We start from the raw sequence: 13,635 nt of genomic DNA on the forward strand, positions 1-13,635 counted from the left end.
CTTTAGCGAATCTGAAATTTTATCCACAGGGTTTCAGGGTTTTTCCTTGCCCTGCTTCGGCGGGTTTTCGAGGATGGGTGCATGCATCTCTCAACGACTATCCCGTCCCTCGCCCGATCCCACCGCGTCTCCCGCACGTCGCTCCCCCGCGCTGAGCTGCGCGACAGCGCCAGCGCCGCCGCGTTACGCTCGCTGGAAAATCGCGCCCAATCGCTTTTCGACGCCTCCACCACCGCCCTCAACACGCACTTAGAATCCATCGCCTCATTTGCGGACGACTGCATCCACTGCGACACCCGCCTCGCGGAGGCGTTGCGCCATGTCTGATGCGTACCGCCCTGCCCTAGACGCCGGGCAGCTGATGGTCGCCGCGGGCGTGTTGGAGGGCGCCGTCGCCGAGTTCCGCGCGCGATCGCAGGCGTGCCACGTAGCTCGGTCCGACCTGGTAGGGGCGGGTTTTCGCGGGTCCGCACCTACCGCGGCCCTGCAGCGCCTCCAACGTGTCGACGCCACCTTCGCCCACCCTGTCGACGACCTCACCCAGGCCGCCAAGGTGCTGCGCCGCTACGCCACCTGGCAGGCGCGTCTCGACGCGATGGCCCGATCCCTGCGCGGCAGCCCCGTCTACGCGCTGGCCGTACAGGTGCTCAACGGGGTTTCGCGGACCTTCGACACGCTGTGCGCCGCCGAGCTCGAGGCCCTGTGCAAGGCGCACGAGCGGGACCTGGAGGCGGCGCGCGGACACGTGCCACTCATCGCACGTCACGGCATAGACCTTGGCCAGGTACACCGGACAAACCTGGCCACGCTCGACCCGGCGCGCCGCGAGCTCGTTGAGTCCGCGGGCGCGACCGTGCTCGAGGCCGGACCCGTGTCGGCGACGCTGGCGGTCGGTGACGTCGTGGACCCGGCGCGTGTGATCACCATGGTCGCCGGCGTGTCCACCGGCCGCCCCGAAGGCTTGAGCGGTGAGCTTGCCCGTGCGCAGTTCCTCGCCGAGCGCACCGGCGCCACAGTGATCCTCTGGCAGGGCTACGACCCGCCACCCAACGTGGTCAATGGCCTGGACCCCGGCCCGGCGCGCCGCGGCGCCGACGACCTCTCCGCCTTCCAACTCGCGCTCACCGACCGCTTCCCCAACGCCCACCGGGTGGTCCTCGCCCACAGTTATGGCACACGCGTAGCCACCGAGGCCGCCGTCCACCACGGCCTGCTTACCGACCAGCTCTGGCTCGTCGGCAGCGCCGGCGTCGCCGGTAGCCACGTGAGCGACCTACGACTGGCAGGGCCGGACTCGCGGGTGGTCGCCGTGGATTCTCCGGACGATCCGATCCTGTGGACCAGGTCCGGTCCGCAGGCGGTGCTGGGGGCGTCGCCAACTGATCCCGCCTACGGCGCACGCATCCTACCTGGGGTGACGGGCGGTCATAGCGCCTACTTCACAGACGAGGCCTTTGTGTCAGATCTCACACAATCTTTCGAGTTCCAGGAGGAACAAAGGTAACATGATAAGCGGTTAATTTATTCTTCAAATAAAAGGAGATTTTAGGAATGGCTCAGAACTTCGCCTCGGCATTCGTTGCCAAGCTGAAGGAGCTCGGCGTCAAGCGCATCTACGGCCTCGTCGGTGACTCCCTCAACCCGCTTTCCGACGCCGTCCGCACCCAAGGCATCGAATGGGTCCACGTCCGCAACGAAGAAGCCGCCGCATTCGCCGCCGGCTCCGACGCACTCGCAACCGACGAACTCGCAGTGTGCGGCGCATCCTGCGGCCCAGGCAACACCCACTTCGTCCAAGGACTCTTCGAAGCGCACCGCAACGGCGCAAAGGTCCTCGCGATTGCCTCACACATCCCGTCCTTCCACATCGGGTCATCCTTCTTCCAGGAAACCCACCCAGAAATGCTCTTCCAGGAGTGCTCCTCCTACTGCGAGATGGCAAACTCCGCCGACCAGGGCATGCGCGTCGTCCACAACGCCATCCAGAACACCATGTCCGGCAACGGCGTATCGGTCGTCGTCGTCCCAGGTGACGTCTTCGCACAAGAAGTCACCGCCGACGCCCCAACCCTGTCCGGCAACTACGCCACCGGCGGCAACAAGCGCGTCTACCCAGACCCAGCCGAAGCCGCCCGCCTGGTCGAAGCCATCAACGAGGCAGACACCGTCACACTCTTCTGCGGCTACGGCGCCAAGGACGCCCGTGACGAAGTCTTCGCACTTGCCGAAAAGATCAAGGCACCAGTCGGCCACTCCTTCCGCGGCAAGATGTACATCGAGTACGACAACCCATACGACGTCGGCATGTCCGGCCTCCTCGGCTATGGCGCCTGCCACGAAGCCTCCGACAAGGCAGACCTCTTCATCATGGTCGGCACCGACTTCCCATACACCGACTGGCTGCCCAGCAAGAACGTCGCCCAGATCGACATCGACGGCGCCCACATCGGCCGCCGCACCAAGGTGCACTACCCCGTCATCGGCGACGTCAAGAGCGTCATCGAAAACATTCTCCCGCACATCGAGGAGAAGAAGGACCGCTCCTTCCTGGACGCAATGCTGAAGCGTCACGCTGAGCTGCTGGAGTCGGTCGTCGGCAAGTACACGACGGAAGCCCGCGAAGCCCGCACCCCAATCCACCCAGAGCTCGCCGCCTCCGTCCTCGACGAACTCGCCGACGAAGACGCCTACTTCACCGTCGACACCGGCATGTGCAACGTGTGGTCCTCCCGCTACCTCACCCCCAACGGCAAGCGCGACGAATCCGCATCCTTCCTGCACGGCACCATGGCCAACGCCCTCCCGCAGGCCATCGGCGTCCAAGCCGCATTCCCCGACCGCCAGGTCATCTCCTGGTCCGGCGACGGCGGCCTCGGCATGCTGCTCGGCGAACTGCTCACCGTCAAGCTGCACAACCTGCCAGTGAAGACCATCGTGTTCAATAACTCCTCACTCGGCATGGTCAAACTCGAAATGCTCGTCCAAGGCTTCCCCGAGCACGAAACCGACCACGACGGCGTCAACTACGCCAACATCGCCGAAGGCGTCGGCATCAAGTCCTTCCGCATCGAAGACCCCGCCGACCTGCGCCCGAAGCTCAAGGAGGCCCTCGCCTACGACGGCCCCGTCCTCGTCGACATCGTCACCGACCCGGACGCCCTGTCCATGCCACCAAACATCACCTGGGACATGATGAAGGGCTTCACCGCCGCCGCAACCAAGACCGTCCTCGACGGTGGCGTCGGCCGCATGATCGACCTGGCACGCTCCAACCTCCGCCACATCGGCGGCGCAGCGTCGATCACGTTCAAGTAATGATGCGCTAGGTTTTGCGGCTTTGTGGCCTCGGGCTTTTGTCCGGGGCCACTTTGCGTTTTGGGGGTTGCCGGCCTCGCCCGCGTCGACCAGCACTTGCGTTTCCCCAGGTCGCGTCGTCTGTCCACGAAGCAAGTTCCCACGACCACTGCTTCTTCACACCAGATTCCGGGTTTTCAGCGAGCGGATTTACAAAAACCCAGGTCGGACAAACCCGATGTAGGAATTTGGTGCGCACCCTCCCCTGCCTGGCGCCCTCAAACCACTCAAAGCGTGGGATTCAAAGCGTGCGATGCAGGTCGCGCTCTCTCACTCAACCGGGCCGATTTCCGGCGACCAGCATCGCACTCCTTAAACACCTCGACACGAGCACTGCAAGCAAAATCCCGCAGCCCGACCGAACTCCAACGCCACTCGGCCACGAGGTGCACAAGCACTTACACCGCATAGTCGTAGATCTCGCCGAATGCAGAAGCCCGATGAGATTTATCAAAGCGGGACCAACCCAATCGTGGGATTCGGCTCCAAATACAAAACCATGCTCGGCCTTCTCGGTAACGTGGTAAAACTCGAGCGGGCAATCATCTGCGAACACCAGGCCAATGGGATCGCGAAAGCCAGCTCCCCGACGGCGAACAGGTGACTCAGGCGCGCGAGTGGGGTAAGTGAGAGGTCTGCACCAGCGACCTATATGTTGTCAGGATTCCCATGTCTGCTTCTGCGGATTCCATACCCCGGCCACGATTGACGCACTAAGAAGCGGGTTTAAGCACCCTCCGACGACGCCAAGTGCGGTTGCAAGATCGTGATACTCCGCAGGGAAATCAGCTGCTTGCCGCGCCTGCTTCGGATAGGCCTGGGACCACTGCGGACCAGGACTAATCATCTCCTTTGGAAGATCAAGACCGCGGTGGGTGGCTTCCTTTGTCATGAGTGTTTGCAAGAGCTTCGCATCGATGGATTGGCTGGTCACAATCCGGACCAAGTCGATGAGATCGTGGTACCGCGTTGATGGTTCTGCCCCGTGCAATTCGTAGCAGGCGCATAGTTTGTCGGCAGCAACGTTTTCAACCGGAACCATTCGGATAACTGCACCGGATGGAAGCCCCTCGTACTCAATGACCGGATTGATCGTCACAGAGTCAATCGGGGCGTCGAGATGCTGCTGCGTAGATATATCCACGCTGAAGGATACGACCTGCTGCGCCCCGATCCTGAGAATGACTTTGAATGATCCTCTGGTCCGGTCCATCGGGTCCTGATTATCCCTTGCCGGCTCTTGTAACTCGAAAGTGAAATCGGGATCTGTCGGGCCAGGCTCATCAACTAGCACCTGCAGCTCTCGGAGCGCTTCTGCAGGAGGGACTTGCTCCCGGCGCGCTAAGTCGATGTCGCGACTGCGTCGACCAGACCCGATCCGTAAGAGAAGGCTCGTCCCTCCTTTGAGGACCCACACACAGTCATCATGAGCAAATAATCGGGTCAGGAACATATCGAAAGCGAACTGGTGTTGGATATTCTCCACTGTCACTGACTGTCGGCGGGCTTCGTTACGAAGCTTCGCCAAGAGTTGCGTCCGCTTGCGAACAATACGGCTGACTGGTGATACCGCACTCATGATTCACCACCATCAGCAGAGTCTGACGCAGGGTGATGTTTCTTAAACAAAGCATTCACTGGAGCCTGGATCGCTTCCAACGTGGCGTGATCTAGTTTCCAGTCTTTCGAACGGAGGGTTTGCTGCGACGCGCCCTGCATCAACGTCGCTTCCTGCCCAGGGGTCGTATGCTTTCTCGATAACAACTCATCCGACAGTTGGCGCATCAGTGCTGACGCTACTGCTTCTCCAACGTCCTCCATCATGTTGGCCCAACCATCAGGGGTCGATTTCCTACTGTAGGCCCTAGCTTCTGTTGCGCTGTCATGCTCAGGGAAGCGTCGCAAAGATTCCGCCACCATCTCATCGCCCGAGCTACTGCCGTAGGAACCAGCATAGGGATCAACTACCCGCGCAACCTCCGAGGGGCTAAGACGCCGTTCGTGAATTCCGTCCGCAATTACGTGGTAAAGCTGGTCCCCATCAAGGCGATCTTTCGCCAGGTCGCGGATCGTACGCGCCACGGTCGTCACTGGAAGGCCACGAACTATCATCCAGTCCTCATCCTGAAGATCAGCAGTGCGATGAGACATGTCAGTCGCGGATGATTGCTTCCGTTTCGAGGACGTAAAAGTATGCGTTGCCGGGGTGATATCACCCAATTCAAGCACGCTGGCAGCCGAGACATGGGAGACAACGATCGGGTTTTCTGCATGGAGACGTTCCTCAGCGAGAATCCCCGGCCTGGTCGACAACCATGCCGCCCGGATCTCCGTCAGTGAATCTTCCGCCACACTAGAAAGGATGTACACACCTCGACGGATACGACGTATGTAATCCCCCTGCGCCAATCGTGTCATCGTCGTGGTATCAATCCCCTCCCTTGCCGCTTGGGCAGAGGTAACCAATCCATGTTGCAGATAGGAATACGCTGCCAAGATAGTCTGAGCTTCAGAAAGCTTCATGTAGCAAACATATCAAATACAACACTAGGAAGCTATGTTTACTACAGTAAAGATGTAGCAAACATAACATTTACGGACATTCAGCGATATGAAGACCAGACCCTCTCCATCCCAGGCTTGCGCTACACATTCATCAGATCAAGCACTTCAACAACCCCTCAGTGTCCTCACTTCTTGAGCACGACGCCCCCACGAGGCGACCCGCCTATCCACGACTCAACTGGGACTGCCAATCAATCAGCATCCTTGAAATAGTTCCCGCGCCCGGGAACCATTTGGCGTTTCAGGCCTGTTCCCGTCGACCAGCACTTGCGTTTCCCCAGGTCGCGTCATCTGTCTACGAAGAAAGTTCCCACGACCACTGCTTCTTCGCACCAGATTCCGGGTTTTCAGCGAGCGGATTTACAAAAACCCGGGTCGGACAAACCCGATGTAGGAATTTGGTGCGCATCCACCCCTGCCTGTCACCCTCAAACCACTCAAAGCGTGGGCTTTAAAGCGTGCGATGCAGGTCGCGCTTTCTCACCCAACCGGGCCGATTTTCGACGACCAGCATCGCACTCCTTAAACACCTCGACACGAGCGCAGCGAGGGCAAAACACAGCACGCACCAGCTCCCAAGAACCCCCAAACAAAAGAAAACAGCCCCCGCCAAGCATCAAAGCGAAGCAGAGGCTTTCCACTATTACCGCGCCCGGCGACGCGACCTGGCGGAGGATGGCTCCCACGTCACCAGCGCGGTTGAGCGTGGGACGTGAACGAGCTCCCCGCCGCGCGGGCGTGATTCCAGGCGTTGTCGCAGTTGCGCGTTTTCTTCGCGTTTGGCCGCCAGTTCCTCTTGGAGCTCGTCGATGTGTTCGGTGAGCTCGATGATGGTTTTGATGCCGGCGAGGTTGACGCCGTCTTCCTGGGAGAGTTGTTGGATCCGGCGCAGCATGGAGATGTCGCGTCGGGAGTAGCGGCGTCCGCCGCCGCTGGTCCGCATCGGTGTGACCAGGCCGATGCGGTCGTAGGTGCGCAGGGTTTGGGCGTGCATGCCGGTGAGTTCGGCGGCGACGGAGATGACGTAGTACTCCTCAGCCATGGTTATGCGCCTCCTGCCCACCCGGCGCGCGGGTCGAAGCCTGAGTCGCGTTCGGCTTGTTGGTAAGCGCGCAGTGCGCTGGTGGCGGCTGCGTCCAAGTCCTTGGGCACTGCGACTTCGACGGTGACCAGCAGGTCGCCGGCGTTGCCGGATTTGCGTGGCACGCCGCGCGCCTTGACTCGCAGGGTGCGCCCGTTGGGGGTGCCTGCGGGAACCTTCACGCGGACGTGTTTGTCCAGGGTGGGCACGGTGATGGTGCCGCCGAGGGCGAGTTCGCTGAAGGAGACGGGGACGGTGACTTCGAGGTCGTCGCCGGTGCGGGTGAACACTTTGTCGGGGCGGACGTGGACGGTGACGAAGAGGTCGCCGGCTGGTTTGCCGTTGGGGCCTGCTTCGCCTTGTCCTGCGAGGCGCACTTTTTGGCCGTCGACGACGCCGGCGGGGATGCGCACCGTGATGGTGCGGGAGCGCCGGACGGTGCCGGTGCCGTGGCACGTGGTGCACGGGTCCGTGATTACGTCGCCGGTGCCACCGCAGTTGGTGCAGGGGCGGGCCATGCCGAATGCGCCGGAGTTTTCGCGGACGTAGCCGGAGCCGTGGCACTGTTCGCACTGGGTGACGTGGCCGGATTTGGATCCGGAGCCGTGGCATGTGGTGCATGGGGCGTCGCCGGTGAGTTCGACGGGGAAGGTGGTGCCTTTGGCGGCTTCGCGGAAGTCGAGGGTTATTTCCGTCTCGACGTCCGCCCCCCGCGACGGCCGAGCGTTCCTGCCAGCAGCGCCGCCGCGGTTAAAGAGGCCACCGAAGAGATCACCAAGGCCGCCTTCTCCAGCTTGTCCAGCACCCCCGGCTCCTCCGAAGATGTCGGAGAGGTCGGAGAAGTTGAAGTCGCTCTGCCCCGTTTGGCGAAACCCTCCCGGAAAGCCGGGACCTCCTGCCCCTCCGAATCGGCCGCCGAAGCCGCCGGAGCTCATCATCGCCTTGAACTGGTCGTATTCTTTGCGTTTTTCTTCGTCGCCGACGACGTCGTACGCTTCTGCCACCTTCTTAAACTTCTCCTCGGCGGCTTTGTTGCCGGGGTTGGAGTCGGGGTGGTTTTCGCGTGCGAGCTTGCGGTATGCCTTCTTAATGTCAGCTGTGGACGCGTCTTTGGAGACGCCGAGGTCGCCGTAGTAGTCCTTGTTGGCCCACTCTTGTTGCATAGCCATCTCGCACCCTCCTTTCTCGGATGAATTTTGTTATTTCAAGTACAAAACCGGGGCGTAAAGGCCGCTTTTCGCGCACCTCACGCCCCGGCCCTGGGTTTTGTTGTTACTCGTTGTCTTCAGCAGGCTCTTCCGCAGGATCGGCGATGATGACCATTGCGTTTCGCACGAGTCGGTCGCCTACGCGGTAGCCCTTGCGCAGCACGGTGCCGATGACCTTGTTGTCGCCGGAGGACAGGTCTTGGACTGCCTCGTGGGTTTCAGGGTCAAAGGCGTCGCCTTCTGCGCCGAAGGCTTCGACGCGTTGCGCGGTGGCCACGCCACGGAGTTTGTCGGCGAAGGCTTTCAGTGGGCCTTCGTTTAAGTCTCCGTGTTGTTCGGCGAGGTCGAGGTCGTCGAGAAGCGGAAGCAGTTCGGTGGCAAAGGCTGCTTTCGCATGCTCGGCGATGGCCGCGCGTTCCCGCTCGGTGCGGCGCCGGTAGTTTGCGTACTCGGCGCTCACACGCTGCAGGTCTTCGGTCCGCTCAGCAAGCTGCTTTTCGACGTCATCCTGCTCGCCCTCGTCCGTTTCCGGTGCAGCGTCGGCGTCGACCTCAGCTTCGGGCTCGGCAGCTTCTGCTGCTACTGCCTCGGCTTCTTCGATCAGGTCTTCAACCTGCTCCGGTTCCGGAGTATTCGGGTTCGTCATGGTGACCTCCTTCTGCAGTGTTGCTGTTGTTTACTTGGTTTCGTCGGTGTCTTCGTCGACTACCTCGGCGTCGACAACGTTGTCGTCGGCTGCCTCGGCCTGGGTTGCGCCCTCGTTGGCCTGTGCCTCGTAGAGCACCTTGCCCAGCTCCTGCGACTCGGTGTTCAGCTTCTCGACAGCCGACTTCACCGCTTCAAGGTCATCTCCCTTGAGTGCTTCGTCGACGGCGTCGGCTGCCTCGGTGACGCGGGTCTTGAGGTCCTCCGGCAGCTTGTCGGCGTTGTCTTCCATGAACTTGCGCGTCTGGTAAGCCGCGGACTCTGCACCGTTGCGGGTTTCCTGCTCCTCGCGGCGCTTCTTGTCCTCGTCGGCGTGTGCCTCGGCGTCCTTGATCATGCGGTCGATCTCCTCCTGGGACAGGCCGGAGCCGTCCTGGATCTTGATCGTGTTCTCCTTGCCGGTCGCCTTGTCCTTCGCGGAGACGGACACGATGCCGTTGGCGTCGATGTCGAAGGTGACCTCAATCTGCGGAACACCGCGCGGTGCCGGAGCGATACCTGCCAGCTCGAAGGAGCCGAGCAGCTTGTTCGCGGAAGCCATCTCGCGCTCGCCCTGGAAGACCTGGATCTGCACGCTTGGCTGGTTGTCTTCAGCCGTGGTGAAGGTCTCGGAACGCTTCGTCGGGATGGTGGTGTTGCGCTCGATGAGCTTGGTCATCACGCCGCCCTTGGTCTCGATGCCGAGGGAGAGCGGGGTGACGTCGAGAAGCAGGACGTCCTTGACGTCGCCGCGCAGGACACCTGCCTGCAGCGCAGCGCCCAGAGCCACGACCTCGTCCGGGTTCACGGACTTGTTTGGCTCCTTACCGCCGGTGAGCTCCTTGACCATGTCGGTCACGGCCGGCATACGGGTGGAACCACCGACCAACACAACGTGGTCAATCTCGCCGACGGAGAGGCTAGCATCCTTGATGACCTGGTTGAACGGCGCCTTGGTGCGGTCCAGCAGGTCAGAGGTGATCTTCTGGAACTCGGTGCGCGTCAGCGTCTCGTCGAGGAACAGTGGGTTCTTCTCGGAGTCGACGGTGATGTACGGCAGGTTGATGGATGCCTGCTGGGAGGAAGACAGCTCGATCTTTGCCTTCTCAGCGGCCTCACGCAGACGCTGCATCGCCATCTTGTCCTTGGACAGGTCGACGCCCTGTGCGGACTTAAACTTATCGACGAGCCACTCAACAATGCGGTTGTCCCAGTCGTCGCCACCGAGCTCGTTATCGCCCGCGGTTGCCAGGACCTCTACGACGCCGTCGCCGATCTCCAGGAGGGAGACGTCGAAGGTACCGCCACCAAGGTCGAAGACCAGGATGGTCTGCTCCTTGTCAGCCTTCTCAAGACCGTATGCCAGTGCAGCTGCCGTCGGCTCGTTGACGATACGCAGGACGTTCAGGCCCGCGATCTGGCCGGCTTCCTTCGTAGCCTGACGCTGTGCGTCCTCGAAGTAGGCCGGGACGGTAATGACGGCGTCGGTAACCTCGTCGCCGAGGTATGCCTCTGCGTCCCTCTTCAGCTTCTGCAGCGTACGTGCGGAAATCTCCTGCGGGGTGTACTTCTTGTCATCAATCTCGACGGTCCAGTCCTCGCCCATGTGGCGCTTGACGGAGCGGATCGTGCGGTCAACGTTGGTCACCGCCTGGTTCTTTGCGGACTGGCCAACCAGCACCTCGCCGTTCTTCGCAAATGCGACGACGGACGGGGTGGTGCGCGAACCCTCAGCGTTTGCGATAACTACCGGCTCTCCACCTTCAAGGACAGAGACAACCGAGTTCGTCGTACCAAGGTCAATACCTACTGCGCGTCCCATTTCTACATTTCCTCCTGTGTTTATCGAAGTATTTTCTGAAGTTAATCCGAAGTTGAATCGCCTCGGCTCAACTTGACGGGAACCACTGTAGCAGAAGTTCCGCCAATCTTGAGCCTGTCGCGCTCAATTCTTACAACATGCTATCCAGAAAGTTATTCCCACTAGACTCAACTTTGTCTATTTTCCCAGTTCAAATGGCCTAAATAAGTTATGCCTGACAGGTCTGGCACAATGTCTTGGTATGAGCAACAAAGTTGAACCGCAGGAGGAAACACAGGCCACCGCGGCCGACGCCGCGCAGGAGCTTTCCTCAGAAAATGTTGACCGCAGCACGGTCATCGCCTCCGACGGGCGCACCGCGGCAGCTTGGGCGGCGAGGTTCATCATCATCGTCGCCGCTACCGCCATCCTGCTGTACCTGCTGAAGTACGTCTGGATGGGCCTGCTGCCGATCTTCCTGGCGCTCATCGTGTGCACGGTGCTGTGGCCGCCAGTGGACTGGCTGCGCAAGAAGAAAGCGCCGCCGGCGCTCGCGTCGGCTGGAGTCCTCGTGGGGGCCTTCGCCATCATCGGTGGCATCTTCGCCGCCATGGCCCCGACCGTGCGCACGCAGGGCACCCAGCTCGTCGACCAGGCGCAGCAGGGTATTGACCAGATCACGCACTGGCTGCGCGACAACGTCGATAACGAGCTCATCGATCCAACCAAGGTTCAAGAGGTCATCGACCAGGTCACGAACGTCCTGCGAGGCCAGGCCTCCAACATCGCGTCTGGTGTGTTCTCAGGCCTCGGGGCGATCGCGTCCGTCGGCACCACCTTGGCGCTGACCCTGATCCTCACCTTCTTCTTCCTGAAGGACGGCTCAAAGTTCCTGCCGTGGCTCAAGGGTTACGTCGGCGTGCGCGCCGGTTGGCACCTCACCGAGGTCTGCATGCGTTCCTGGAACACGCTGTCCGGCTTCATCCGCACGCAGGCGGTCGTCTCGGCTGTCGACGCCATCTTCATCGGCCTCGGCCTGCTCCTACTCGGCGTGCCACTGTGGCCGGTCCTGGCAGTGATCACGTTCTTCGCGGGCTTCGTCCCCATCATCGGTGCGGTCACGGCGGGCGCGTTGGCGGTGATCATCGCGCTGGTCTCCAACGGCCTGACCAACGCCATCCTGGTGCTCGTGCTCATCATCGTGGTGCAGCAGCTGGAGAGCAACATCCTCCAGCCGATTCTGCAGTCCCAGGCAATGGGCCTGCACGCAGCGATCGTGCTGCTCTCCGTGGCGCTCGGCGGCACGCTGTTCGGCATCGTCGGCGCGTTCCTCGCGGTGCCGGTCGCCGCGGTCCTCGCTGTCTGGTTCCGCTACTGGGCAGAGATGGTCTCGCTCCGAACTGGCGAAGTCACCCCCGACGAGGTCCAAATGGCCACCCAACAGAGCCAGACGTTGGACTCCAAGGAGGCCTTCAACGCCGTGCGCGAACACATGGCGCAAATGGGCAGGCGCTCCAAGAACTAAGCATGTAGCGCTATATTGTTAAGATAACTAGCTTCAAAAACCGAAAGGACATATTTCTATGAGTCTGCGCGTCGCTGTCGTAGGTGCCGGACCAGCCGGTATTTACGCATCCGATCTGCTCATCCGCAATCAGGAGCACGAGATTCACGTTGACCTGTTTGAGCAGATGCCTGCGCCGTTCGGCCTCATCCGCTACGGTGTCGCCCCGGACCACCCGCGTATTAAGGGCATCGTGAAGTCGCTGCACAACGTGATGGATAAGCCGAACCTGCGTTTCCTGGGCAACATCACCGTCGGCCGCGACATCACCATTGATGAGCTGCGCGAGTACTACGACGCCATCATCATCTCCGCGGGCGCTGTCCGCGACCGCGAGTTCCTCGTCCCTGGCGGCGACAAGTCCATCGGCGCCGGCGAGTTCGTCGGCTTCTACGACGGCAACCCGCGCTTCGAGCGCTCCTGGAACCTGGAGGCACGCGAGGTCGCAGTGGTGGGCGTCGGCAATGTGGCGCTGGATATCTCCCGCATCCTTGCAAAGACCGGCGACGAGCTGCTGGTCACCGAGATCCCAGACAACGTCTACGAGTCCCTGAAGAACAACAAGGCCGAGGTCATCCACATGTTCGGCCGTCGCGGCCCGGCGCAGGCGAAGTTCACGCCGAAGGAGTTGCGCGAGCTCGACGAATCCGACACCATCCAGGTGCTCGTCGACCCAGAGGACATTGATTACGACGGCCCCTCCGAGGAGCTGCGCCGCGCCGACAAGTCCATCGACCTGAACTGCCAGGTCCTGGAGCAGTACGCGATGCGCGAGCCGGATGATGCCCCGCACAAGATCCGCATTCACTTCTTCGAGTCCCCAGTCGAGGTGCTCACCGAGGGCGACGACATCGTCGGCATCCGCACCGAGCGCACCGAGTTCGACGGCGAGGGCGGACTGCGAGGCACCGGCAAGTTCACCGACTGGCCAGTCCAGCAGGTCTACCACGCAATCGGCTACCGCTCCGAGCCTGTCGAGGGCGTCCCGTTCGACCTTGAGCGCCACGTCATCCCGAACGACGGCGGCCACGTCCTCGGCGAGGACGGCTTCGAGGACTCCCTCTACGTCACCGGCTGGATCAAGCGCGGCCCGGTCGGCCTGATCGGCAACACGAAGTCGGACGCGAAGGAAACGACCGACATGCTCATCGCCGACGCCGACGCCGGCAAGCTCACCGCCCCGGTCCACGAGGACCCGGACGCGATCCTCGGCCTGCTCGACGAGCGCAGCATCGACTACACCACCTGGGACGGCTGGTACCGCCTGGATGAAGCAGAGCGCAAACTCGGCGAGGAGTGCGCCACCCACAGCCGCGAGCGCAAGAAGATCGTCGAGTGGGACGAAATGGTCTCCTACGCCCACCACAAGCAGTAAGCT

The 13,635-nt window shown here is 61.6% G+C and carries 11 protein-coding genes; 5 read left to right on the forward strand and 6 right to left on the reverse strand.

Annotation, left to right across the window (positions count from 1 at the left end; genetic code table 11):
• The first annotated feature begins 81 nt into the window (after positions 1-81).
• The 3 genes from KBP54_RS09860 to KBP54_RS09870 are packed head-to-tail and all read left to right on the forward strand — an operon-like array spanning position 82 to position 3,315.
• Entirely contained in the window at positions 82-327 is a 246-nt protein-coding gene (locus tag KBP54_RS09860) for a hypothetical protein (RefSeq protein ID WP_256005608.1), read from the forward strand.
• On the forward strand, positions 320-1,504 hold the full coding sequence (locus KBP54_RS09865; protein ID WP_256005610.1) for an alpha/beta hydrolase: 1,185 nt from the start codon (positions 320-322) through the stop codon (positions 1,502-1,504). Before KBP54_RS09860 ends, KBP54_RS09865 begins: the two co-directional genes overlap by 8 nt.
• 47 nt (positions 1,505-1,551) lie before the next feature.
• The gene (locus tag KBP54_RS09870) at positions 1,552-3,315 is read left to right on the forward strand and encodes a pyruvate dehydrogenase (RefSeq protein WP_070361814.1); all 1,764 of its coding nucleotides are present in this window, start codon (positions 1,552-1,554) and stop codon (positions 3,313-3,315) included.
• Between the two features lie 697 nt (positions 3,316-4,012).
• On the opposite strand, the gene KBP54_RS09875 is transcribed toward KBP54_RS09870, so the two are convergent.
• From KBP54_RS09875 to dnaK, 6 genes are all read right to left on the reverse strand, one after another.
• Entirely contained in the window at positions 4,013-4,933 is a 921-nt protein-coding gene (locus tag KBP54_RS09875; protein ID WP_084028531.1) for a nucleotidyl transferase AbiEii/AbiGii toxin family protein, read from the reverse strand.
• A complete protein-coding gene (locus tag KBP54_RS09880) occupies positions 4,930-5,877 on the reverse strand; it encodes a type IV toxin-antitoxin system AbiEi family antitoxin domain-containing protein (protein WP_070477003.1) in 948 nt (315 codons plus the stop codon). Before KBP54_RS09880 ends, KBP54_RS09875 begins: the two co-directional genes overlap by 4 nt.
• A 685-nt stretch (positions 5,878-6,562) precedes the next feature.
• The gene (locus KBP54_RS09885) at positions 6,563-6,961 is read right to left on the reverse strand and encodes a heat shock protein transcriptional repressor HspR (RefSeq protein ID WP_070361811.1); all 399 of its coding nucleotides are present in this window, start codon (positions 6,959-6,961) and stop codon (positions 6,563-6,565) included.
• Between the two features lie 2 nt (positions 6,962-6,963).
• Complete coding sequence (dnaJ, locus tag KBP54_RS09890) at positions 6,964-8,169, reverse strand: molecular chaperone DnaJ (protein ID WP_256005612.1); 1,206 nt, start codon at positions 8,167-8,169, stop codon at positions 6,964-6,966.
• Positions 8,170-8,272: 103 nt separating this feature from the next.
• Positions 8,273-8,854, reverse strand: a complete 582-nt coding sequence (grpE, locus tag KBP54_RS09895) for a nucleotide exchange factor GrpE (protein WP_071573059.1) — start codon at positions 8,852-8,854, stop codon at positions 8,273-8,275.
• A gap of 30 nt (positions 8,855-8,884) precedes the next feature.
• Positions 8,885-10,714, reverse strand: coding sequence for a molecular chaperone DnaK (gene dnaK / locus KBP54_RS09900; RefSeq protein WP_256005615.1), 1,830 nt, complete (start codon positions 10,712-10,714; stop codon positions 8,885-8,887).
• A 241-nt stretch (positions 10,715-10,955) separates the two neighbouring features.
• Between dnaK and KBP54_RS09905 the strand changes: the two genes are divergently transcribed.
• Both KBP54_RS09905 and KBP54_RS09910 read left to right on the forward strand, forming a co-directional pair.
• A complete protein-coding gene (locus KBP54_RS09905) occupies positions 10,956-12,218 on the forward strand; it encodes an AI-2E family transporter (protein WP_256005617.1) in 1,263 nt (420 codons plus the stop codon).
• Between the two features lie 58 nt (positions 12,219-12,276).
• Positions 12,277-13,632, forward strand: a complete 1,356-nt coding sequence (locus tag KBP54_RS09910; protein ID WP_305085371.1) for an FAD-dependent oxidoreductase — start codon at positions 12,277-12,279, stop codon at positions 13,630-13,632.
• The last annotated feature ends 3 nt before the right edge of the window (positions 13,633-13,635 follow it).

The organism is Corynebacterium pseudogenitalium (genome assembly GCF_024453815.1).
Taxonomy (GTDB): Bacteria; Actinomycetota; Actinomycetes; order Mycobacteriales; family Mycobacteriaceae; genus Corynebacterium; species Corynebacterium pseudogenitalium.

What these genes read in the sequence shown, in the direction of transcription:
- KBP54_RS09860 (WP_256005608.1), top strand. Translation starts at nt 82, where the DNA reads ATGCATCTCTCAACGACTATCCCGTCCCTCGCCCGATCCCACCGCGTC.
- KBP54_RS09865 (WP_256005610.1), top strand. Translation starts at nt 320, where the DNA reads ATGTCTGATGCGTACCGCCCTGCCCTAGACGCCGGGCAGCTGATGGTC.
- KBP54_RS09870 (WP_070361814.1), top strand. Translation starts at nt 1,552, where the DNA reads ATGGCTCAGAACTTCGCCTCGGCATTCGTTGCCAAGCTGAAGGAGCTC.
- KBP54_RS09875 (WP_084028531.1), bottom strand. Translation starts at nt 4,933, where the DNA reads ATGAGTGCGGTATCACCAGTCAGCCGTATTGTTCGCAAGCGGACGCAA.
- KBP54_RS09880 (WP_070477003.1), bottom strand. Translation starts at nt 5,877, where the DNA reads ATGAAGCTTTCTGAAGCTCAGACTATCTTGGCAGCGTATTCCTATCTG.
- KBP54_RS09885 (WP_070361811.1), bottom strand. Translation starts at nt 6,961, where the DNA reads ATGGCTGAGGAGTACTACGTCATCTCCGTCGCCGCCGAACTCACCGGC.
- dnaJ (WP_256005612.1), bottom strand. Translation starts at nt 8,169, where the DNA reads ATGGCTATGCAACAAGAGTGGGCCAACAAGGACTACTACGGCGACCTC.
- grpE (WP_071573059.1), bottom strand. Translation starts at nt 8,854, where the DNA reads ATGACGAACCCGAATACTCCGGAACCGGAGCAGGTTGAAGACCTGATC.
- dnaK (WP_256005615.1), bottom strand. Translation starts at nt 10,714, where the DNA reads ATGGGACGCGCAGTAGGTATTGACCTTGGTACGACGAACTCGGTTGTC.
- KBP54_RS09905 (WP_256005617.1), top strand. Translation starts at nt 10,956, where the DNA reads ATGAGCAACAAAGTTGAACCGCAGGAGGAAACACAGGCCACCGCGGCC.
- KBP54_RS09910 (WP_305085371.1), top strand. Translation starts at nt 12,277, where the DNA reads ATGAGTCTGCGCGTCGCTGTCGTAGGTGCCGGACCAGCCGGTATTTAC.